This window comes from Actinopolymorpha pittospori (assembly GCF_014873875.1).
GTDB classification, from domain to species: Bacteria; Actinomycetota; Actinomycetes; order Propionibacteriales; family Actinopolymorphaceae; genus Actinopolymorpha; species Actinopolymorpha pittospori.
In genome coordinates this window covers 7,521,982-7,543,104 of record NZ_JADBEM010000001.1, presented here as the reverse complement: position 1 = coordinate 7,543,104, position 21,123 = coordinate 7,521,982, and the positions used below count along the sequence as shown (strand labels likewise).

Below are 21,123 nucleotides of genomic sequence, written 5' to 3'. Positions count from 1 at the left end.
CTGAGGAGGGATCACGTATGGGTGTGCTCGAGAAGGTCACGGAGCCTTCCCACCTCCGCGCACTGTCGGAGCAGGAACTCACCGACCTCGCCCGCGAGATCCGCGACTTCCTCGTGGCGAAGGTCTCCCGCACCGGTGGCCACCTGGGTCCCAACCTCGGGATCGTGGAGCTCACCCTCGCCCTGCACCGGGTGTTCGACTCGCCGCACGACCGGATCCTCTTCGACGTCGGGCACCAGGCCTACGTCCACAAGATCCTCACCGGCCGGCAGGGCGGCTTCGACGTCCTGCGGCAGCGCGGCGGCCTGTCGGGCTACCCGAGCCGCGCGGAGTCCGAGCACGACCTGATCGAGAACTCCCACGCCTCGACCTCGCTGTCCTACGCCGACGGGCTGGCGAAGGCCTACCGGCTGCGGGGGGAGGACCGCCACGTGGTGGCCGTCATCGGTGACGGTGCCCTGACCGGCGGGATGGCCTGGGAGGCCCTCAACAACATCGCCTCGGTCAAGGATCGGCCGCTCATCATCGTCGTCAACGACAACGGCCGCTCCTACACACCCACCGTCGGCGGCATCGCCGACCACCTCAACGCGCTGCGCACCGACCCCCGCTACGAGCGTGTCCTCGATCTCGTCAAGCGCTCGCTCAGCCGCGCGCCGCTGGTCGGCTCCCCGCTGTACGACGTCCTGCACGGCATCAAGCGCGGCCTGAAGGACGTGATGGCGCCCCAGGGCCTGTTCGAGGACCTCGGACTCAAGTACGTCGGCCCGATCGACGGACACGACCGCCCCCAGATCGAGCAGGCCCTCGACCAGGCCAAGGGGTTCGGCGGGCCGGTCATCGTGCACTGCGTCACCCGTAAGGGAAACGGCTACGAGATCGCCGAGCAGGACGAGGCCGACTGCTTCCACAGCCCCTCCGGAGCCTTCGACCCGCTCACCGGAACGCCCGTCGCGGCGCCGGCCCTCAAGTGGACCAACGTCTTCCGGGACGAGCTCGTCGAGATCGGCCGGGAACGTTCGGACGTCGTGGCGATCACCGCCGCCATGCGGCATCCGACCGGACTCGACGCCTTCGCCGACGAGTTCCCCGACCGGTTCTTCGACGTCGGGATCGCCGAACAGCACGCGGTGACCTCCGCCGCCGGGCTCGCGTTGGGCGGGCTCCATCCGGTGGTCGCGATCTACTCGACGTTCCTCAACCGCGCCTTCGACCAGATGTTGATGGACGTCGCTCTGCACCGCTGCGCGGGGACGTACGTGCTCGACCGGGCAGGTGTCACCGGCGAGGACGGGCCCAGCCACAACGGCATGTGGGACCTTTCGATCCTCCAGGTCGTCCCCGGCCTGCGCATCGCGGCCCCACGCGACGGCGCGCGGCTGCGGGAGCTCCTGCGGGAGGCGGTGGCGGTTCAGGACGGACCGACCGTTCTCCGGTTCCCGAAGGGCGCGGTGCCGGCCGACCTTCCGGCGGTGGAGCGGCAGGACGGCGTTGACGTGCTCGTCCGTGAGGGTGAGCATGACGTCCTCCTCGTCTGCGTCGGCGCGATGGCGCAGACCGGCGTCGACGTCGCGGCCCGGCTGACCGAGCAGGGGATCGGCGTGACGGTGGTCGACCCGCGCTGGGTCAAGCCCGTCAACCCGGTCCTGCTCGATCTCGCCCGTACCCACCGGCTGGTCGTCTCCGTCGAGGACAGCGGCCGCGTCGGCGGCTGTGGTGCGGCCCTGGGCGTCGCGCTCGCCGATGCCGGCATCACCGTCCCTCTGCAGGTCAAGGGAATCGAGCAGCGTTTCCTCGACCACGACAGTCGAGCCGCACTGCTCGCCGAGTTGGGACTCGGTGCACAGGACCTCGCGCGCGACATCGTCGAGCGGGTCGCCCGAATCGACGATGCTCCCTTGGTGACCGGCGACCACGACCCGCTGCCGCGTAGCTGACGCCGCCGGACCCGGTCCGGCGGGTCCCGACCTGCCAGCCCGGTGCCCCGGCCGGGCTGGGGAAAGGGCGCCATGAGTGTGCTCCGGACAAAGGACGTGGAAGCGGCCGTCTCCGCGACGGACGAACCAGAGCATCGGCTGAAGAAGAACCTCGGTCCGCTCGACCTCACGGTCTTCGGGGTCGGCGTCACCATCGGTGGCGGGCTGTTCGTCCTCACCGGTACCGCCGCGGCCAGTTACGCCGGTCCGGCGGTCGCCGTGTCGTTCGCCTTCGCCGCGATCGCATGCGGTCTCGCCGCGCTCTGCTACGCGGAGTTCGCCTCGACCGTGCCGGTCGCGGGATCCGCGTACACCTTCTCCTACGCCACGCTGGGTGAGCTGATCGCCTGGATCATCGGCTGGGACCTCATCCTGGAGTTCTTCGTCGGGGCGGCCGCGGTCGCGAGCGGATGGTCCGGCTATCTCGCCACCGCGCTGGAGGGCACGCCGCTCGCCATCCCCGCAGCGGTCGCCAACACCACCGACGGCTTCATGAACCTTCCCGCCGGCCTGCTCATCCTGGCGTTGACCGCCATCCTCGTGCTCGGCATCCGGCTCTCCAGCCGGATCAACCAGGTCGCCGTCGCGATCAAGGTCGGCGTGGCGTTGCTGTTCGTCATCGCCGGGTCCTTCTTCGTCAAGGCGACCAACCTCGTCCCGTTCGTACCGCCAAGCCGGCCGACCGAGGCGGCGACCGGCCTGACCCAGCCGTTGATCCAGGCGGTCGGCGGGTTGGAGCCGTCGATGTTCGGGTGGGGCGGCGTGGTCGGCGGTGCCGCCGTGGTCTTCTTCGCCTTCATCGGATTCGACGTGGTGGCGACCACGGCCGAGGAGACCCGCCGGCCGCAACGCGACATGCCCATCGGGATCATGGGCTCGTTGGCGGTCTGCACCCTGCTCTACGTCACGGTCAGCCTGGTCGTCACCGGAATCCAGAACTACCGGCGGATCGACCCTTCCGACGCGGCGCCGCTCGCCACCGCGATGGCGCACGCGGGCCACCCCGCGCTGGCCCGGATCATCGCCATCGGCGCGGCCGTCGGCATCATCGTCGTGGTGATGATCCTGCTGCTGGGGCAGAGCCGGGTCGCCTTCGCGATGGCCCGCGACGGGTTGTTGCCGCCGGTGTTCGCCAAGGTCCACCCGCGGTATCGGACGCCCTACGTCGTGACCATCCTGGTCGGCGTCCTCGCCGCCCTCCTCGCGGCGTTCACCTCCATCGACGTGCTGGCCGAACTCGTCAACGTCGGCACCCTCGCGGCCTTCATCCTGGTGAGCATCGGTGTGCTGGTGCTGCGCCGGACGCGACCTGATCTCGAGCGCGGCTTCCGGACGCCGTTCGTCCCGGTGCTGCCGATCGTGTCCGCCGTCGTCTGCTTCTACTTGATGCTCAACCTGGCCATCGAGACCTGGATCCGGTTCGTCGTCTGGATGGCGATCGGCCTCGTGATCTATCTCCTCTACGGCCGCAGCCACTCTCGTCTCGCCCGACCCGCCATCACGCGGAGCGACCAGGGCTAGCTACGGTGCGTCCTGCGGCGACGAGGCCTGCCCGGCGCGGGGGATCGGGCTCGACGCTGAGAGCCCCCAGCCGAGCCCCCGCTGTGCCCAGGGGCTCAGGGGCTCAGACCGGCAGGCTGGCGACTCCGCGCGGTAGGAAACGGCGGCCGCAGACCCGCTCGGCGACGCCGCTGCGGTCGAGGTAGGGCGTGATCCCGCCGAGGTGGAAGGGCCAGCCCGTCCCGAGCAGCATGGCGAGGTCGATGTCCGGGGCCTCGGCGACGACACCCTCGTCGATCACCCGCCGCGCCTCGTCGGCGACCGCGGCCATCGCCCGCTCCCGCACCTCCTCCTCGGTGGAGGGGCGGTCGCCCTGCTCCAGCAGGGCTTTGGTGTCCTCGTCAAGGTAGGGCTGCCCCTGCGCGTCCCACGACCACAGGCCCGGCTTGTTGGCGGCGACGAGACGCTGCAAGCTGGGGGAGACGTAGAACCTGTCCGGGAAGGCCTCGTGCAGTGTCTCGGTGACGTGCAGTCCGACGGCCGGGCCGACGAGTTGCAGCAGCACGAACGGCGACATCGGCAGGCCGAGTGGCAACACGGCCCGGTCCGCGACGTCGACAGGGGTGCCTTCGTCGACGCACTTGGTGACCTCGCTCAGGAACCTCGTCAGGATGCGGTTGACGACGAACGCAGGTGCGTCCTTCACCAGGATCGCGTTCTTGCGCAGGCCCTTGGCGATGGCGAAGGCCGTGGCGAGGCTCGCGTCGTCCGTACGCTCGGCGCGGATGACCTCCAGCAGCGGCAGGATCGCGACCGGGTTGAAGAAGTGGAACCCGACCACGCGTTCGGGGTGGGCGAGCTTGGACGCCATCGTGGTCACCGACAGCGAGGACGTGTTGGTGGCGAGGACACACTCGGGTGAGACGATGCGCTCCAGTTCGGAGAACACCTGCTGCTTGACCTTCATCTCCTCAAAGACCGCCTCGAGGACGAACTCGCAGTCGGCGTAGATCTGCTTGTCCGTCGAACCGGTGACCGACGCCTTCAGCCGGTTGGCCTGGTCGGCACTGATCCGGCCCTTGCCGGCGAGCTTGTCGACCTCGGAGCGGACGTAGGAAAGTCCCTTCTCCACCCGTTCGTCGTCGATGTCGGTGAGCACGACCGGCACCATGAGCCGCCGGGCGAAGAGCAACGCCAGTTGGCTCGCCATCAGTCCGGCGCCGACGATTCCGACCTTGGTGACCGGACGCGCGAGGGACTTGTCGGGGACGCCGACCGGCCGCTTGGCCCGGCGCTGCACCAGATCGAAGGCGTAGAGGCCGGCGCGGAACTCCTCGGTCATCAGCAGGTCGGCCAGGGCGTCGTCCTCCAGGGCGAAGCCTTCCGCCTTCGAGCACGTCCGCGCCGCCGCGATGATGTCGAGAGCGCGGTTCGGTGCGGGTGCAGCGCCGTGCAGTTTCGCCTCGACGAAGGCGCGCCCGCGCGCCACCGCGGCGTCCCAGGCCTCCCCGCGGTCGATCTCGGGCCGATCGACCCGCACGCGTCCGCTGAGCACCTGCCCGGCCCAGTCGAGGGAGCGCTCGAGGAAGTCGGCGCCCTCGAACGTCGCGTCGGCGATGCCGAGCGGCTGGACCTCGGGTCCGCGCAGCATGCGGTTGTTGTTGAGGGCGTTCTCCACGATCACCCTGACGGCGCCGTCGGCACCGATCAGGTTCGGCAGCAGCCAGGTGCCGCCCCACCCCGGCAGGATGCCGAGGAAACACTCACTGAACGCCACCGCCGGCGCGGACGCGATCACGGTGCGGTAGGTGCAGTTGAGCGCGATCTCCAGGCCGCCACCGATCGCGAGCCCGTTGATGAAGCCGAAGGACGGCTTCCGCCCGTCGTCCAGCTTGGCGAAGACCTCGTGGCCGTAGCGGGCGATCTCCTTGGCCTGCTCGCGCATCGTGATGCGCGGCATGCCGGTGATGTCAGCCCCGGCGGCGAGGATGAACGGCTTGCCGGTGATGCCGACCGCGGCGATGTCGTCCCGGGCGAGCACCGTGTCGAGAACGGCGTCGAGCTCGGCCAGCCCCTTCGGGCCGAACGAGCTGGGCCGGGTGTGGTCGAGCCCGTTGTCGAGCGTGATCAGCGCCATGGTGCCGGCGCTGTAGGGCAGCGGGACGTCGCGCACGTGGGCGTGCGTCACCACCTCGTCGGGGAAGATCTCGGCGAAGTCGTGTGTCAGGTTCTGGCTCACTTTGCGCCCTCCCAGTGGGGGTTCTCCCAGATCACGCTGCCGCCCATGCCGATGCCGACGCACAAGGTGGTCAGGCCGTAGCGCACCTCGGGCCGGTCTTCGAACTCCCGGGCGAGCTGCAGCATCAGCCGCACGCCGCTGGAGGCGAGCGGGTGGCCAAGAGCGATGGCCCCGCCGTAGGGGTTGATCCGCGGGTCGTCGTCGCGCAGACCGAAGTGGTCGCAGAACGCGAGAACCTGAACGGCGAAGGCCTCGTTGATCTCGATCGCTCCGATGTCGTCCATCGTCAGGCCCGCCTTGCCGAGGACCTTCTCGGTGGCCGGAATCGGCCCGACGCCCATGACCTCCGGCTCGACCCCGACGAAGGAGTAGGCCACCAGTCGCATCTTGGGCGCGAGTCCGAGCTCCTTCGCGACGTCCTCCGCGGCGAGCAGGCACGCGGTGGCGCCGTCGTTCAGCCCGGCGGAGTTGCCTGCGGTCACCCGACCGTGCGGTCGGAACGGAGTCCGCAGCCCGGCCAGGGCCTCGACCGTGGTGTCCGGGCGAGGTGGTTCGTCGAAGGTGGCGAGCCCCCAGCCCTCCTCGGCGCTGCGCGTCGCGACCGGGACGAGGTCGGGCTGGATGACGTTGTCCGCGTAGGCCTTGGCGAGCTTGCGTTGGCTCGCGGCGGCGTAGGCGTCGGCACGCTCCCTGGTGACGTTGGGGAAGCGGTCGTGAAGGTTCTCCGCCGTCTGACCCATCACGAGGGCGGATGGGTCGACGAGCTTCTCGGAGAGGATCCTGGGGTTGGGATCGACGCCCTCGCCCATCGGGTGGTGACCCATGTGCTCGACCCCGCCGGCGATCGCGACGTCGTAGGCGCCGAAGGCGATCCCGGAAGCTGTGGTGGTCACGGCCGTCATCGCGCCGGCACACATCCGGTCGATGGCGAAGCCGGGAACAGTGCGGGGGAGGCCGGCGAGCAACGCGGCGGTGCGACCGATGGTCAGCCCCTGGTCGCCGGTCTGGGTGGTGGCGGCGATGGCGACGTCGTCGACCCGGTCCGCGGGGAGGCTCGCGTTGCGGCGGAGCAGCTCGCGGATGCACTTGATCACCAGGTCGTCGGCGCGGGTCTCGGTGTACATCCCGCCTGCCTTGCCGAAGGGTGTGCGAACGCCGTCTACGAAGACCACGTCGCGGAGCTCACGGGGCACGTCGCCCTCCTCGTCCTCATCCGTCGGAGCTGACACTCCGAATGCTACTCACTGGTAACAAGAACGTGCCGGATCCGGGGCAAGTCAGTGGGAGGCTTCGCCTGCCCCGGCCGGACCATCTGCTTCACCCCGGAGATTCTTCACGGCCTCCCTGCGAGAGAGCGGGGCAAGCCGGTCGAAGTGGGTCGCGACGTACGTGCGTACCCAGTCCGGGTCGGTCTTGGCGTACTCCCGCAAAGCCCAGCCGATGCCCTTGCGGAGGAAGAACTCCGGGCGACCAAGGCTTGGTTCGACGCACAGCCGGAGGAGTTCGGTGTCGGTCCTGCTCTTGGCCTTGAGCTGGGCCAGGATCGCCACCCGGCGCCGCCAGATGTCGTCGTCGGACGCCCAGCGCAGCAGCAGCGGACCGACCCCGCCCGGGTCGGCCGCGAGGATCGGGCCGACCCGGTTCGCGGCGATCTCGTCGACGAAGTCCCACCACGCCCCGGTCACCGTCAGGTGGTCGTACAGCGACAGGGCCGCCACGTCCTGCCAGGCTCGGTAGAGGCGATGGCCGGTGAGGGCGAGTGCGGCGTAGCGCTCCTCCCGGTAGGCCGCGTCGTCCCAGAGCGCGAGGACGGTGGCCTCCCAGTCACCTCGCCGGGCGATCGGGTGCGCGGGCAGCAGGTGCCGGCACACACTCTTGAGCTCCGGGGACGGTACGCCGCGGAAGGGCATCGCCGACTTCATGTAGGCCCGCATCGGCTCGGCGCGAGCAGGATCCGCGACCGTCGCCAGCCCCACGCGGACGGCGACGAGGAGTTCGTGGTTCGGCTTGCCCTCGGACACCTGCCGAACGTACCGCCGCGTGACGCCGGGCCCTGTGCGCCCTAGGACTCCTCCGGGGAGGAGTCGTCGCCGGACCGGCCGGGCTGGTGCGTGACGAGTACCTCGGCCAACGCGGTGGCGGTCAGCCCGATCTGCCACTCGCGGGCGCCTCGGGCCCGCAGGGCCTCGGCCACCGCCTCGGGTGTCGGCTCCGCGGGCGGATCCCAGGTGAGGCGGCGTACGGAGTCGGGCGCGAGGAGGTTCTCGACCGGGAGGTTGTGGGCCTCGGCGAGTTCGTGCAGGGCGGTCCGGCAACTGGAGAGCCGGGCGGCCGCGGACGGATCGCGATCGGCCCAGGCGCGGGCCGGCGGCGGCCCGTCGTAGGGCGTGGTGTTGTCGGGTAGCTCGCTGTCCGGCAGGCTCCGGGCGTGCTGGACCGCCGACCACCACAGGTCGAGGTCGCGGCGCGCGGTGCGGTTGTCGTAGGGACCGAGCGCGGCGAGCTGGCTACGGTCGGCGGGCTTGGCGCTCGCCGCCGCGATGATCGCCTGGTCGCTGAGGACCCGGCCGGGAGACAGGTCGCGACGCCGGGCGGTGTTGTCGCGCGCCGACCAGAGGGCTCGTACGTAGGCGAGCTCACGCCGGTTGCGGATCCGGTGGATGCCGGAGGTACGTCGCCACGGGTCGGGCCGGGACTCTCGCGGCTGGTGTTGGACCAGCGCGGCGAACTCCTCGGCTGCCCAGTCCCGCTTGCCGGCCTGGTCGAGCCCCTCGGCCAGGGAGTCGCGCAGCTCGACGAGCAGCTCGACGTCGAGTGCGGCGTAGATGAGCCAGGGTTCGGGCAGTGGCCGAGTCGACCAGTCGACGGCCGAGTGACCCTTTTCCAGGGTGAAGCCGAGCAGCTCCTCGACCAGGGCGCCGAGCCCGACCTTGGGGAAGGACATCAGTCGCCCGGCGAGCTCGGTGTCGAACAGCGCGCGCGGTCGGAAGCCGAGTTCGGCGAGGCAGGGCAGATCCTGGGTGGCCGCGTGCAGCACCCACTCGGTGTCGGCCAGCGCGGCGTCGAGCTCGCTCAGGTCGGGGCAGCGGATGGGGTCGATCAACGCGGTGCCGGAGCCCGCGCGCCGCAGCTGCACGAGGTAGGCCCGATGGGAGTAGCGGTAGCCGGAGGCTCGTTCGGCGTCGACGGCGACCGGGCCGGTGCCGGCGGCGAAGGCCTCGACCGCGGCCGCCAGCGCCTCAGGGGTCTCGATGACGGGTGGTAGGCCGTCATTCGGGGCCAGCAGCGGTACAGACGCACCCTTCGTGGGTCCAGACGACGGGGCGGATTTGGTCACCGGCTCCTCACTCGCCGGCCCGGGATAGGAACGACGCCGGCCGGCACTGAGGGAAGGCCGGCCGAGGTGCACAGCAGCCGACCCCAGGCCAGGGCATGTCGACCGAGCGCGTCGTCGGTGGGTGTCCAGGAAGCACGGATCTCGATCTCCGCGCGGGCGGGTTCCTCGTCCATGCCCCCGAAGCTCTCCGAAGCGACCCGGGTGACCGTACCGCTCGGTGCCGTGTAGGCGGCGTCCTCGGTGTCGAGTGCCTCGATCAGCCAGGACCAGCCGACGGCGCCGAGGAGAGCGTCGGTGACCATCTCCGCCTCGATCTCGGCCCGGACGTAGGCGACGCAGCGGAACGTGCCGTTCCACGCCTCGTGGCCATCGGGGTTGTGGAGGAGGACGAGCCGACCGGTGGCGAGTTCGACGTCGTCGACCACGACGTCAGCGCTGATCGCGGCGGAGTAGGGCGCGACCCGCTGAGGCGCCGGCACCTCCTCGGCGATGACCTCCGACCGGAAGGGGGCGGCACGTATGTCGCTCAGCGCCCGCTGGAAGATCTCGGGCGGGGCATTTGGATCCGTGCGCGCGGCCACGCGGGAGAGAATACGTCTGCCGACCCCCAGGTGCGGGGCTGCGACGCGCCGAGAACGGCTTGTCTGACGTTTAAACCTGGGAAAAATGTCATAAACCCGTCCAACCGGTGGCCGGTCGCGGACACCAGACGGCCCCGAACCCCGCGACGTTCACCTCGGGACCAGGAGCCTAGGCTCTCGAAGCTGTGGAGACGACGATCCAGACCAACGACGCGAACCATCCCGGCGGTGCCGCGGCGGCAGCGCACGACTCGGCCTTCCTACGGGCCTGCCGAGGCGAGCCGGTGCCGTACACCCCGGTGTGGTTCATGCGACAGGCGGGACGTGCGCTCCCCGAGTACCGCGCGCTTCGCGAGGGCACTCCGATGCTCGAGACGTGCACCCGTCCGGAGCAGGTGGTGGAGATCACCATGCAGCCGGTCCGGAGATATGGCGTGGACGCCGCCATCCTCTACTCCGACATCATGGTCCCGCTCAAGGCGATCGGGGTCGATCTCGACATCGTCCCGGGCACCGGACCGGTCGTCGCCCACCGGGTGCGTGAGCTCTCCGACCTCGACCAACTGCGACCACTCGAAGCCGCGGACGTCCCTTACGTCTCGGCCGCGGTCGGTGAGGTGGTGCGCACGCTCGGCAGCACCCCGCTGATCGGCTTCACCGGCGCACCGTTCACCCTGGCCTCCTACCTCGTCGAGGGCGGTCCCAGTCGTGACCACACGGCGACGAAGGCGCTGATGTACGGCGCGCCGGACGTGTGGCACGAACTACTCGCCCGGCTCGCCAGGATCTCGGCGAACTTCCTCCGCGTCCAGGTGGAGGCCGGCGCGAGTGCCGTCCAGCTGTTCGACTCCTGGGCGGGCAGCCTCGCCCCCGCCGACTACGACGCGTACGTCCGGCCCCACTCCGAGGCCGTGCTCGCGGAGGTGGGCACGCTCGGCGTCCCCCGGATCCACTTCGGTGTGGGCACCGGTGAGCTGCTCGGTTCGATGGCCGCGGCCGGCGCGGACGTCGTCGGTGTCGACTGGCGGGTGCCGCTGCGCGACGGGATCGAACGGGTCGCCGGTCGCGCGGTCCAGGGAAACCTCGACCCGGCCCTGGTCTTCGCGCCCTGGGAGATCATCGCGGACAAGTCCCGGTCGATCCTGGCCGCCGGACGGTCGGCGCCCGGGCACATCTTCAACCTCGGGCACGGCGTTCTCCCGACGACCGATCCGGACGTGCTCACCCGCCTGGTCGACTTCGTGCACGCCGAGTCCGCCCGCTGACCGCCACCCGCTGACCGCCGCCCGCTGACCGCCGCCCGCTGACCGCGAACGCCCGCCTCGGCGGCAGCGGTCGGGATCACGCCTCGGGAGCAGGCCCCGCGGCCGGTGCGTGGCGTCGGCGGGTCCGGGCCCGGTAGATCCGCCAGGCCGGTACGCCGAGGAGCGCGAGCAGGACGAGGAACGGCGCCATCGCACCGAGGGCCGTGAGCAGTCCCATCCCGACCGCCGTGAACGCGTTCCATCCGGCGCTCAGACCGGCCAGGAATCCGCGCTCGCCCGCCGCCTCGACCACGGCGGCGGTCGGTACCTCGAAACTCACCCGGATGGTGGACAGGGCGGCCTGCGCGCCGAGCGTCGCCGACCGGGCCTGGAGCGCCTCGAGGTCGGCCTCGCGCGTGGCGAGCTCGGACTCGACCTGCATCACCTCGCCGACCGTGTCGGCCTGCGACAGCAGGGAACGCAGCCGTTCGATGCTCTTGCGCTGGCTTGAGAGCCTGCTCTCCACGTCGACCACCTCGTCGGTGACGTCGACCGCCTCCTGCTTGTCGGCGTAGACGGTGCCGAGCCGGCGGAGCTCCCGGACCACCCGGTCGAACTCCTCGACCGGAACCCGCAGCACGAGGCTGACACCGCTCACCTCCTCGGCGCGGACACTCCCGTCCGTCGTCGACTGCTGGTTGGCGACATAGCCCTCGGCGCCCTCCGCCAGCGAGGTGGCCCGTCCGGCGGCACCGCGGACGTCCTTCGTGCGGACGTTCAGGTCCGCGGTGCGCACGATGGACCGCGTCCGGACTTCGACGCGGGGCCGATCTGTCTGCGCGGGTACCTTCTGCCCACCCGCCCTCTGCTCACCTTGCTTGGCTTCCTGTGGTGCCTGGCCCGCGGCTCCCTTCGATCCGGTGTCCTGGGCGCTGACGGCGCCGCCCCCCGCCGCCGAGCGAGCGGCCGCGTCAGTGGGCGATTCGGAGCAGCCGGCGAGGGTGAGGGCGCCGACCATCAGACCGGCGAGGGGGAACAGGGAGAGGCAGGAGAGGGACCGGCGTAGGACTGGGCCGTTCATGGCGGACCTCCGCGAAGGATGACCCGGGTGTCGCCCGACGAGTTCGATGATCACCCGGCGTGTGCTGTCACGACGCCCGACGGGTGGGGGACGTTGCCCGCAGGTCCGTCTGCGAAGGTGGACGCATGCGTCAGGTGGTGGTGGTAGGCGGTGGGATCGCGGGAGCGTCGGCCGCGTGGTTCCTCACTCGGGCCGGGCGGACCGACATCGAGGTCACGGTCCTGGAGGGCGCGCCGAGCCTGGGCGGCAAGCTGCGAACGGTCGAGCTGGCCGGCATACCCGTCGACACCGGCGCGGAGGCGATGCTCAACCGGCGGCCCGAAGCGGTCGAGCTCGCCCGCGAGGTGGGTCTCGCCGAGGCGGTCAGGTATCCCGCCACCACCTCCGCCGCCGTCTGGTCGCGGGCAGCGATCCGTCCACTTCCCGGCGGCACCGTGATGGGCATCCCTGCCGAGCGCGCCCTGGTCGAGCCGAGCGGTGTGCTGAGCGACGAGGCGCTCGCCCGGATCGCCACCGAACCCGAGGTGCCCGGCAGCGGACTCGACGACGACGTGTCGATCGGACGCTACGCGACGCAGCGGCTCGGCCGGGAGATCGTGGACCGGCTGATCGAACCCCTGCTCGGCGGGGTGTACGCGGGCCACGCCGACGACCTGTCCCTGCAGGCGACCGTCCCGCAGCTGATGCCCTACCTGCGCGAGGACCCGTCCCTGGTGCACGCCGCGGTCAGGGCCCGGGCGGCGGCACCCAGCTCCGACGTTCCGGTGTTCGCCGGCCTGGACGGTGGCGTCGGCCAGCTCGTCCCGGCGGTGGCACGAGCCTCCGGAGCCCGGATCCGCACCGACACGACCGTCCGCGAACTCCGTCGGACGACCACCGGGTGGGAGCTGGTCACCGGCCCGACGCGGGCCCCCGAACTCGTGCGGGCCGACGCGGTGGTGCTCGCCTGCCCGGCGCGACCCACCGGACGCCTCCTCGGGTCGATCGCACCCTCCGTGGCGGCCGACCTGGCCGGGATCGAGTACGCCAGCATGGCGACGATCGCGCTGGCGTTCCCCGCCGATGCGTTCCCGGGGCGGCTGGCCGGGTCGGGCTTCCTCGTCCCGCCGGTCGAGGGCCGGGTGATCAAGGCGGCGACGTACTCCTCCCAGAAGTGGGGCTGGCTCGGCGAACGCGGGGCCGGAACCGTGATCGTGCGCTGCTCCGTCGGCCGTCACCGCGAGGAGGCCGATCTGCAGCGCGACGACGACGAACTGGTCCAGGCCGCCCGCGCCGACCTCGCGGCCGCGGTCGGTGTCAGCGGCCCGCCGATCGCCGCGCACGTACAGCGCTGGGGCGGCGCGCTCCCGCAGTACGCCGTCGGCCACCGTGAGCGCGTGGCCCGGATCCGCGCGGGCGTCGCCGCCCATCCCGGGCTGGCCCTCGCCGGCGCCGCCTACGACGGGCTCGGCATTCCCGCCTGCGTCGCCAGCGCCCGGCAGGCTGCGACCCAGGTGCTCGCCGCGCTACCGACCCCGGGGACAATGACGGCATGACCGCTCCACACCAGTCGGACGATCGCCCGGCCCGCCCGAAGGCGCGAGACCTCAACCAGACGATCCGCTACACCATGTGGTCGGTGTTCCGGCTGCGTGACCCGCTCGGCTCGGGTGGGCGCGGGCTCGCGACCGAGGTCGAGGAGTTGTTCGGCCAGCTCGCGGAGAAGGACGTCGTGGTGCGGGGCACCTACGACGTGTCCGGGCTGCGGGCCGACGCCGACCTGCTCGTCTGGTGGCACGCGCCGAGTTCGGACGACCTGCAGGACGCCTACAACCGCTTCCGGCGTACGGACCTCGGTCGTCATCTCGAGCCGGTCTGGTCCCAGCTCGCGCTGCACCGCCCGGCAGAGTTCAACAAGAGCCACATTCCGGCCTTCCTCGCCGAGGAGGAGCCGAAGCGGTACGTCAGCGTCTATCCCTTTGTGCGTTCCTACGAGTGGTATCTCCTGCCAGACGAAGAACGCCGGGCCTTGCTCGCGGAGCATGGAAAGATGGCCCGCGACTATCCGGACGTACGCGCCAACACGGTGGCGTCGTTCGCGCTCGGCGACTACGAATGGATCCTGGCGTTCGAGGCGGACGAGCTGCACCGCATCACCGACCTGATGCGCCACCTGCGTGGCGCCAAGGCCCGCCTGCACACCCGCGAGGAGGTGCCCTTCTTCGCCGGGCGACGCAGGTCGATCGCCGACATCGTGGCGCTGCTGCCGTAACTTCGACGACCCTGTCGACATGAGGGTGAACGTGAGGGAGGACCGGGTGTGAGCTGGCTGCGGAAGGTCTTCGGCGGGAAGGACGATCTGGCACCGTCGGCGCCGCTGGACCTCGACGTCGAGCAGCGCAAGGAGCAGCTGCTGCGGCTCGAGGGTGTGCTCGACCGACTCGTCGAGGTGATGAAGGACAACCAGACGCGGATGGCCAACCCCGCCTGGAAGGAGCGCATGGCGGAGTACCGCCGGCTCTCGGGGGAGTCCTACCGGCTGCGGGCGGGCGGCTTCACCCGCGAGCAGCTGCTCGACCTGGCGTTCGAGATCCGTCCGGTGTTCGGTGGTGAGCTGCCCGAGGACGTTCGCGTCGTCGAACCCCTCCAGACCCAGCTGCTCGAGGCGGCGGCCGAGATCCAGGGAGTGCTGCCGGGCGAACGTCCCGGGGGCTGAGCCGGTCGCGACGTCGACCCGACGATCAGCTCTCGTCGGGTTCGAGCGTCAGCGAGATCGAGTTGATGCAGTAGCGCTGGTCGGTGGGCGTACCGTAGCCCTCGCCCTCGAAGACGTGGCCGAGGTGGGAATCGCAGCTCCCGCAGCGCACCTCGGTGCGGACCGTGCCGAACGACCTGTCCTCGAGGAGACGGATCCGGTCCTCGGCCAACGGCGACCAGAACGAGGGCCAGCCGCAGTGGCTGTCGAACTTCGTGTCGCTGCGGAACAGCTCGGCTCCACAGGCCCGGCAGCGGTAGACGCCGGTGGTCTTGGTCTCGACGTACTCCCCGCTCCAGGGACGCTCCGTGCCGGCCTGCCGGAGCACGGCGAACTCCTGCGGCGAGAGTTCGGCGCGCCATTCTTCGTCGGTCTTCTGCACTTTCTGCGGCATGACTCGACCTTACGCCCGCCGGGCGGCCGGACGTTCGGGGGAAGATCCCGCGATGCTGCTCACAACGGCCACATTCTGACCTGAATTCGCGGCATCCTGAGCGCATGGCCAACACGAGCTCCCGGACGCTGCGGCTTCTTTCGCTGCTCCAGACGCACCGGTTCTGGCCCGGCGGCGAGCTGGCCGAACGCCTGGGGGTCTCGGTGCGCACACTGCGCCGCGACGTCGACCGGCTGCGTGAGCTGGGATACCCGGTCGACGCCCACCGCGGTGTCGACGGCGGTTACCAGCTCGCCGCCGGCGCGGCACTTCCACCGCTCGTGGTCGACGACGAGGAGGCGGTGGCCCTCGCCATCGGGCTGCGAACGGCCGCCCAGGGGGCGATCGCGGGCATCGAGGAGTCCTCGGTGCGGGCACTCGCCAAGGTCGTCCAGGTCATGCCACCTCGGCTGCGCCGCCGGGTCGACGCGCTGCGCACCGCCACCGTTCCCGCCGTCTGGGGCAACGGGCCGACGGTCGACGCCGAGGTGCTGACCACGCTCGCGCAGGCCTGCCGCGACGAGGAGCAGTTGCGCTTCTCCTACACCGCGGCACGTGGTGAGCAGACGGACCGACACGTCGAGCCTCACCGCCTGGTCTCGCTCGGCCGCCGCTGGTACCTCGTCGCCTACGACCTGCTCCGACACGACTGGCGCAGTTTCCGCCTCGACCGGCTCAGCGACCCGCACAACACGGGCGTTCGGTTCCGTCCGCGGAAGTTACCCGCCGAGGACGCCGCGGCGTACGTGCGGGCGGGCATGGACGGCACCTCCGCGGCGTCGCACACCGTCGAGGCGATCGTCCATGCCCCCGCGGAGAAGGTGCGCGCCCTGATCGGTCAGTGGGCGACCGTGGAGGAGATCGACGAGGGACGCTGTCGGTTCCTGATGACGACGGACCAGCTCGACTGGCCCGCCTTCGCTCTGGGCGGGGTGGGCGCGGAGTTCGAGGTGCTCCAGCCGCCGGAGCTGGTCGAGCACATCCGGGAGTGGGGCACCAGGTTCCTCCGCGCCACCGGCGAGGCTACGGGGTGATCCGCACCACCTGGGGGTCGTGGTCGCTCACCTGGTCGGCGAACTCCGCGTTGACGTGCACGATGTCGTAGCCGCGCACCCGTCCGGACAGCCCGGCCGACCTCTTGCCCACGAGCGCCGGGCTCACCAGGATCTGGTCGAGAACCTGGGAGTTGCCGTCGAACACGTAGGAGTAGCGCTCCTGCTCCGGCAGCAGCGTCGGCAGGCTCACCAACGTCCCGTCCTCGCGCAGCAGCGAGCTGGTCTGTGAGAACTCGAAGTCGTTGAGGTCGCCGGCGACGATCACCCTGGCGTCCTTCTGCACCGCGAGGATGTCGGCCACGAAGTCGTGGACGAGCACGGCCTGCTGGTGTCGCTGCTGCTCGGAGGAGCGGGTCGGCGGCTGCCAGCGACCCATGATGGGCTCGTCGCCGCCCTTGGAGTTGAAGTGGTTGGCGATCACGAAGACCGTCCGGCCGTGATAGCTGAACTCACCGGCGAGCGGCTTGCGGGAGTTGGCCCAGGCATCGTCGGTCGGGGCGATCCGGCCGGGGGAGAGCGTCAGGGCCGCCTTGCCGTCGATGTTCTGGACGCCTGTCGGCGTCGTCGCGTCGCCACCGGGTCGGTCGACGAATTGGACGCCACGGTCGGGGCGGAAGAGGAAGGCCACCCGGATGTTGCCGGTCGGCTCGCCGCCGTCGGTGAGGTTCTGCGGGGAGATCTCGCGCCACTGGTACGCCGGGCCACCGGCCGCGGTGATCGCCTCGGTCAGCATCCGCAGCGTCTGGTCGGCCGTGACCACGCCGTCCGGCGTACAGGTCGGGCTCGGTCCGTCCGGGCACTCGGCGCCGGTGTCGTCCTGGACCTCCTCCAGCGCGAGCACGTCGGGAGCGGCGAGGTTGTGCACGATCGTCGAGGCCAGCTGGTCGACCTTCTCCGCCGGGTCGGTCGGGTCGAGGTTCTCGACGTTGAACGACGCGATCGCCAGCTCGTTGTGGTTCGGCGCGGCCGTGACCTCCTTGGCCAGGCCACCCGAGCGCACCTGCGGCACCTGCGCGGGATAGATGCGGAACATGCCGAAGTCGTAGGACAGCGGCCCGCTCACCAAGCCCGGCAGCGTGTCACCGACGTTCGCGCTCGGCATCCGCTGGTAGATGATCTCGTCGTCCACGGTGATGCGCTGGGTGTTGGGGGTGTCGTACGCCGCGTAACGCACGCCGCCGGCGCGGGTGCGGGGGAGGTCGGTGCCGCCCGGCACCACCACCATCTCGCCGTAGCTGTTCGTCGGTCCGACCACTTCCGCGTCGCGCACCTCGACGCGCATGCTCTCCAGCGCCTCGTAGAAGTCGACGGCGTCCCGGTCGGGCCGGAACTCGCCCGCAGTCTCGACGTCGACCCGGCCGGCGCCACCGCTGTCAGGGTTCTGAGCGGGAGCCACCCGGCCGCCAGGCCCGATCAGGACGGGCGCCGGCATCGGCAGCGCCTCCGGCAGGACGGCGAACTTGGCGTTCTCGATCTCGGTGAGCGCGAGGTTGGGACCGCTCGCCGAGCTCGGGCGATATTCGGTGACCGTGCCGGTGACCGTCACGGCCTGGCCGACGGTCGGCTTCGCGCCGGTCGCGGTCGCGAACACGTAGATGCCGTCGGAGGTGTCGTCGTCGCCATCGCCGGTGGCGTCCTGCACCCAGTAGCCGTCGAACTTCGACGCGGTGACCACACCTGTGGTCTCGACGCGCTTGCCGGCGAAGGGTGAGCGGTGGCCACCGCCCTGGATGGCGGGGATCCGGGCCTTCTCCGGCTCGGGCTCGGGACCGCCGCCGCCGGTCTCGCCGGCAGCGTTGCGCGGAGTCGGGGCGCCGGTCGTGAAGTCGGCCGCGTTGTCGTCGGTGTCCGCGCCGGTGCCGCGCGTGGAGGACGTGGCGTTGGCCGTGGCGGGGGCGGGGTGGCCCTCGAAGTCGTTGGCGGCGCCGTAGCCGAGGAAGTCGACGATGGCCGGGTCGGCCGCGCAGGTCGACCCACAGGCCAGGACGTTGGTGCCACGTACCAGCGCGACCTTTCCGGTGCTGCCGGACAGGTTGAGCGTGGTGCTCGCGAGGTCGGGCGTGGGGAGTGCCTCGCCATTGCCCGAACCAGGCGCGAGCTGCACCAGGAAGGTGCCGCCAGGAGCGACGGTGCCGTGCAGGTCGACCTTCAGGTTGCCGGATCCAGGCGTCGAGCCACCGCCGAGGTTGCCGGTGGAGGAGCCGTACTGCAGGGACAACCCGGCCAGCTCGACCGGGGCGTCACCGCGGTTGGCGAGCTCGACGAAGTCGTGGGTGAAGGTGGCTCCGGTGTTTCCTCCGCCGCCGTAGACCTCGTTGAGTACGAGGTCGACGGAGGCCGCGGACGCCGGGACGGTCAGGAAGGTGAGGCCGCCGAGACCGAGTGCGAGCGTGGAGCCCGCTGCCAGCATCGTGCGGAGGCGATGACGCGCCATCGGGAGGGCTCCTGGAGACGTAGGGACCTTCTCGTGAGTTCCTACCATCGCGACAAGGATCGCGGGAGTCCGTACGGTGAACACCTTCGACTTCGTCGGTTATCCACAGCCGGTGCGGACGCGCGTGCGCGCGGATACCTGGTTCGCGTAACGTCGTCCAGGCGCATGTGTTGCGCGGTGTTCTCGCCGTGGTGACGGGCGGCGGCGAGGTTGGTTTCGGATGGCTCACACACGAGGACGGTGGCCGGTAATGGGGACGAACGTCGAGCCGGGGGCGCTGGATTCCTTCGCGAAGTACGTCGACGAGCTCGCCGACGGATGGAACGACAAGTCGACCTCCTATGCGGTGAGGATGTCCCAGTCCAAGGAAGGCGACGCCCACTACCCCCGCCTGGGCGACTTCGGCGGCGCGAAGACATTGACGGCGACGTACGAGCAGAAGCGCGGCGCCACGGCCACCTCGTGTGGCGAGCTGTACGACGCGCTGCGTGGCCTGGCGGAGGCGACCCGGCAGATCGCGAAGAAGTATCGGTCGAACGAAGCGCTCAACCACGCGAGCGTCGCCGAGGTCGACAAGATCCTCAGCGAGAACGTCCAGCCGACCGGCGCCCCGGGTGATCCGAACAACCCGACCAACCCGCCCACGAACCCGCCGACCAATCCGCCGGCGTGAGCTCTGCCAGTGACAGACATCCACCAGGTCGACTACTAGGGAGAGTTCACGATGAACGACTTTCCGACCGATGAGTTCGAGAAGACCGAGCACGCCAAGATCCTTGGGAAGCTCGTGAACTGGTGGTCCAACGTCCCCGAGACCGAGACCGACACCGAGACCACCCCCAGCCAGAGCAGCACCTACTCCACCAAGACTCTCTGGCAGAACGTCGGGACCCAGGCCGACACACTCGCCCAGGACCTGTCCAGCGGGTTGAAGACCCTTCTCGATGGCGGCGACGGGAGCTGGGAGGGCGACGCGTCGGAGGAGTTCCGCAAGACGGTCGAGCAGATCGTCCGCTTCACCCGCGAGATCGCCCACACGGCCGACAGCAAGTACCCGAAGCCCACGGGTGGCGCCGAGGAGAGCGACAGCAACTTCCAGTCGGGGACGTCGACGAAGAGCTTCGCGCAGGTCTTCACCGACGTCGACGACCAGTTGACGGCCACCCTGAAGGAAGAGGCGCTTCCCGCCCCGCCCTTCTACGAGACGCCGTACTGGCCGAAGTGGTGGTGGGATTTCGACAACATCAGCTACGAGATCCGCAAGGGGACTGGCGATGGGTCGGTCATCACCCCACCCGGCCGAAGTGCCGAGATGGACTACGACGAGTTCGCCGGCGGCGACAGTGGAACGGGCGGCGTCTACGGCGAGGCGCAAGTCCAGGTCGAGAAGGACTGGGACGGCATATTCTTTGGCTTCCTGCCGAAGAACGACGCCGAGAACAACAAGCTGATGACGTTCTTGAAGTTCAACAAGGACGAGGAGGCGACCTGTCGGGAGTCGGCCAAGACCCTGCTGGAGAAGTACGGCGACGCCAACCAGAACATGCCGACCCCTCCCACCGGGTTGAAGCTGACCTTCCAGAGCGGTGACCAAGGGGCGTTTGGTGGTGGCGGTGGCGGCGCCGGGATGCCGGACATGCCGACCGGTGACGGCGCCAAGAAGCCCGAACTGCCGGACGGCGGCCTGCCCGACCGCGACGGCGACGGTATCCCTGACAGCCAGGACAAGTACCCCGACGACCCGACGCGCGGCGGCGGCGACCCCAAGCTGCCGGAGAACCCGAACGACCCGAACGACCTTCCCAAGGTGCCGAACGACCGCGACGGCGACGGTATCCCTGACAGCCAGGACAAGTACCCCGAGGACCCCGACAACGGCGGCAACAGCTTCCCCGATCTGCCCACTCGTGACTCTGACGGTGACGGGATCCCGGACACCAGCGACCCCTTCCCCGACGACCCGACGCGCGGCGGAGGCGGTAGCGGCGGGCTCCCCGGCGACATCGACACCGGCACCAGCACCGCACGCGCGGGTGGCGGTGGCGGAGGTATCGGAAGCCTTCCGGGCGGAATGGGGGGAGGACCTCCTGCCGGTGGTGGCATTCCAGGCGGTGGTGGACTCGCCGGCGGCGCGGTTCCACTCGGCCTTCCGCCCGGCTCCATCAACGCCGGTGGGGTCGGAACAGGTGGCGTCAACGGCATCGGTGGTGCGGCTGCCGGTCCAGGTGCCATGCGCGGTGGCATGGGCGGCATGATGCCGCCCATGGGCGGCGGTGGCGGTATGGCTGCCCAGGACGGCGAGGAGCAGGGGCGGACCACCTGGCTCGACGAGGACGAAGATGTCTGGGGCGGCAACGACGACGATGCACCCCCGCCCGTCCTCGGTGGCGGCTTCTGATCGTTCTTGACGGTGTGGTCTGAGGTTCGACCGCGCCCGAGACTGTGAGAGGGGCGAGGCCAGGTGGCCTCGCCCCTCTGCGTTCGACTGAATCGGCTTTGTCGAGCGACT

Annotated in this window: 17 protein-coding genes; 9 read left to right on the top strand and 8 right to left on the bottom strand. The window is 70.4% G+C overall.

Annotated features, from left to right (window positions below):
- The first annotated feature begins 17 nt into the window (after nucleotides 1–17).
- Together dxs and HEB94_RS35175 are read left to right on the top strand one after the other, a co-directional pair.
- Nucleotides 18–1,937, top strand: coding sequence for a 1-deoxy-D-xylulose-5-phosphate synthase (gene dxs / locus HEB94_RS35180; RefSeq protein ID WP_192753834.1), 1,920 nt, complete (start codon nucleotides 18–20; stop codon nucleotides 1,935–1,937).
- A 72-nt stretch (nucleotides 1,938–2,009) separates the two neighbouring features.
- A complete protein-coding gene (locus HEB94_RS35175) occupies nucleotides 2,010–3,497 on the top strand; it encodes an amino acid permease (protein ID WP_192753833.1) in 1,488 nt (495 codons plus the stop codon).
- A gap of 103 nt (nucleotides 3,498–3,600) precedes the next feature.
- On the opposite strand, the gene HEB94_RS35170 is transcribed toward HEB94_RS35175, so the two are convergent.
- The 5 genes from HEB94_RS35170 to HEB94_RS35150 form a co-directional block, all read right to left on the bottom strand.
- Complete coding sequence (locus HEB94_RS35170; RefSeq protein WP_337918121.1) at nucleotides 3,601–5,715, bottom strand: 3-hydroxyacyl-CoA dehydrogenase NAD-binding domain-containing protein; 2,115 nt, start codon at nucleotides 5,713–5,715, stop codon at nucleotides 3,601–3,603.
- The gene (locus HEB94_RS35165; RefSeq protein WP_192753832.1) at nucleotides 5,712–6,908 is read right to left on the bottom strand and encodes an acetyl-CoA C-acyltransferase; all 1,197 of its coding nucleotides are present in this window, start codon (nucleotides 6,906–6,908) and stop codon (nucleotides 5,712–5,714) included. Before HEB94_RS35165 ends, HEB94_RS35170 begins: the two co-directional genes overlap by 4 nt.
- 84 nt (nucleotides 6,909–6,992) lie before the next feature.
- On the bottom strand, nucleotides 6,993–7,736 hold the full coding sequence (locus HEB94_RS35160) for a DNA alkylation repair protein (RefSeq protein ID WP_337918120.1): 744 nt from the start codon (nucleotides 7,734–7,736) through the stop codon (nucleotides 6,993–6,995).
- A gap of 41 nt (nucleotides 7,737–7,777) precedes the next feature.
- Nucleotides 7,778–9,052, bottom strand: coding sequence for an HRDC domain-containing protein (locus HEB94_RS35155; RefSeq protein ID WP_192753831.1), 1,275 nt, complete (start codon nucleotides 9,050–9,052; stop codon nucleotides 7,778–7,780).
- Nucleotides 9,049–9,633, bottom strand: coding sequence for a DUF3000 family protein (locus HEB94_RS35150; protein WP_192753830.1), 585 nt, complete (start codon nucleotides 9,631–9,633; stop codon nucleotides 9,049–9,051). The genes HEB94_RS35155 and HEB94_RS35150 overlap by 4 nt, the downstream gene beginning before the upstream one ends.
- Before the next feature lie 197 nt (nucleotides 9,634–9,830).
- Between HEB94_RS35150 and hemE the strand changes: the two genes are divergently transcribed.
- The gene (gene hemE / locus HEB94_RS35145; protein ID WP_337918577.1) at nucleotides 9,831–10,898 is read left to right on the top strand and encodes a uroporphyrinogen decarboxylase; all 1,068 of its coding nucleotides are present in this window, start codon (nucleotides 9,831–9,833) and stop codon (nucleotides 10,896–10,898) included.
- 76 nt (nucleotides 10,899–10,974) lie between these two features.
- Here the strand turns inward: hemE and HEB94_RS35140 are convergent, their stop codons facing one another.
- Nucleotides 10,975–11,958 (bottom strand): DUF4349 domain-containing protein, encoded by a 984-nt coding sequence (locus HEB94_RS35140; protein ID WP_192753828.1) that lies wholly within the window; start codon nucleotides 11,956–11,958, stop codon nucleotides 10,975–10,977.
- A gap of 125 nt (nucleotides 11,959–12,083) precedes the next feature.
- Here HEB94_RS35140 and hemG point away from each other — a divergent pair, with 125 nt between their 5' ends.
- Genes hemG through HEB94_RS35125 form a run of 3 tightly spaced genes read left to right on the top strand, consistent with a single transcriptional unit; the run spans nucleotide 12,084 to nucleotide 14,653 of the window.
- Nucleotides 12,084–13,493 (top strand): protoporphyrinogen oxidase, encoded by a 1,410-nt coding sequence (gene hemG, locus HEB94_RS35135; protein WP_192753827.1) that lies wholly within the window; start codon nucleotides 12,084–12,086, stop codon nucleotides 13,491–13,493.
- Nucleotides 13,490–14,209 carry a hydrogen peroxide-dependent heme synthase gene (hemQ, locus tag HEB94_RS35130; RefSeq protein WP_192753826.1) on the top strand — a complete coding sequence of 240 codons (720 nt, stop codon included), beginning with the start codon at nucleotides 13,490–13,492 and terminating at the stop codon, nucleotides 14,207–14,209. Before hemG ends, hemQ begins: the two co-directional genes overlap by 4 nt.
- 48 nt (nucleotides 14,210–14,257) lie before the next feature.
- Entirely contained in the window at nucleotides 14,258–14,653 is a 396-nt protein-coding gene (locus HEB94_RS35125) for a hypothetical protein (protein ID WP_192753825.1), read from the top strand.
- A gap of 25 nt (nucleotides 14,654–14,678) precedes the next feature.
- Here the strand turns inward: HEB94_RS35125 and msrB are convergent, their stop codons facing one another.
- The gene (gene msrB, locus HEB94_RS35120; RefSeq protein ID WP_192753824.1) at nucleotides 14,679–15,086 is read right to left on the bottom strand and encodes a peptide-methionine (R)-S-oxide reductase MsrB; all 408 of its coding nucleotides are present in this window, start codon (nucleotides 15,084–15,086) and stop codon (nucleotides 14,679–14,681) included.
- Nucleotides 15,087–15,190: 104 nt separating this feature from the next.
- Between msrB and HEB94_RS35115 the strand changes: the two genes are divergently transcribed.
- Nucleotides 15,191–16,159, top strand: a complete 969-nt coding sequence (locus HEB94_RS35115) for a helix-turn-helix transcriptional regulator (protein ID WP_192753823.1) — start codon at nucleotides 15,191–15,193, stop codon at nucleotides 16,157–16,159.
- On the opposite strand, the gene HEB94_RS35110 is transcribed toward HEB94_RS35115, so the two are convergent.
- The gene (locus HEB94_RS35110) at nucleotides 16,149–18,614 is read right to left on the bottom strand and encodes an endonuclease/exonuclease/phosphatase family protein (protein ID WP_192753822.1); all 2,466 of its coding nucleotides are present in this window, start codon (nucleotides 18,612–18,614) and stop codon (nucleotides 16,149–16,151) included. The two genes, HEB94_RS35115 and HEB94_RS35110, sit on opposite strands and share 11 nt — an antisense overlap.
- A 250-nt stretch (nucleotides 18,615–18,864) precedes the next feature.
- On the opposite strand from HEB94_RS35110, the gene HEB94_RS35105 reads away from it, so the two are divergent.
- On the top strand, nucleotides 18,865–19,287 hold the full coding sequence (locus HEB94_RS35105; RefSeq protein ID WP_192753821.1) for a hypothetical protein: 423 nt from the start codon (nucleotides 18,865–18,867) through the stop codon (nucleotides 19,285–19,287).
- 51 nt (nucleotides 19,288–19,338) lie between these two features.
- The gene (locus tag HEB94_RS35100; protein WP_192753820.1) at nucleotides 19,339–21,012 is read left to right on the top strand and encodes a WXG100 family type VII secretion target; all 1,674 of its coding nucleotides are present in this window, start codon (nucleotides 19,339–19,341) and stop codon (nucleotides 21,010–21,012) included.
- Nucleotides 21,013–21,123 lie beyond the last annotated feature (111 nt).

Bases quoted from the DNA above. Each gene is read 5' to 3' on its own strand.
- dxs (WP_192753834.1), top strand. From the start codon at position 18: ATGGGTGTGCTCGAGAAGGTCACGGAGCCTTCCCACCTCCGCGCACTG.
- HEB94_RS35175 (WP_192753833.1), top strand. From the start codon at position 2,010: ATGAGTGTGCTCCGGACAAAGGACGTGGAAGCGGCCGTCTCCGCGACG.
- HEB94_RS35140 (WP_192753828.1), bottom strand. From the start codon at position 11,958: ATGAACGGCCCAGTCCTACGCCGGTCCCTCTCCTGCCTCTCCCTGTTC.
- hemG (WP_192753827.1), top strand. From the start codon at position 12,084: ATGCGTCAGGTGGTGGTGGTAGGCGGTGGGATCGCGGGAGCGTCGGCC.
- hemQ (WP_192753826.1), top strand. From the start codon at position 13,490: ATGACCGCTCCACACCAGTCGGACGATCGCCCGGCCCGCCCGAAGGCG.
- msrB (WP_192753824.1), bottom strand. From the start codon at position 15,086: ATGCCGCAGAAAGTGCAGAAGACCGACGAAGAATGGCGCGCCGAACTC.
- HEB94_RS35115 (WP_192753823.1), top strand. From the start codon at position 15,191: ATGGCCAACACGAGCTCCCGGACGCTGCGGCTTCTTTCGCTGCTCCAG.
- HEB94_RS35110 (WP_192753822.1), bottom strand. From the start codon at position 18,614: ATGGCGCGTCATCGCCTCCGCACGATGCTGGCAGCGGGCTCCACGCTC.
- HEB94_RS35105 (WP_192753821.1), top strand. From the start codon at position 18,865: ATGGGGACGAACGTCGAGCCGGGGGCGCTGGATTCCTTCGCGAAGTAC.
- HEB94_RS35100 (WP_192753820.1), top strand. From the start codon at position 19,339: ATGAACGACTTTCCGACCGATGAGTTCGAGAAGACCGAGCACGCCAAG.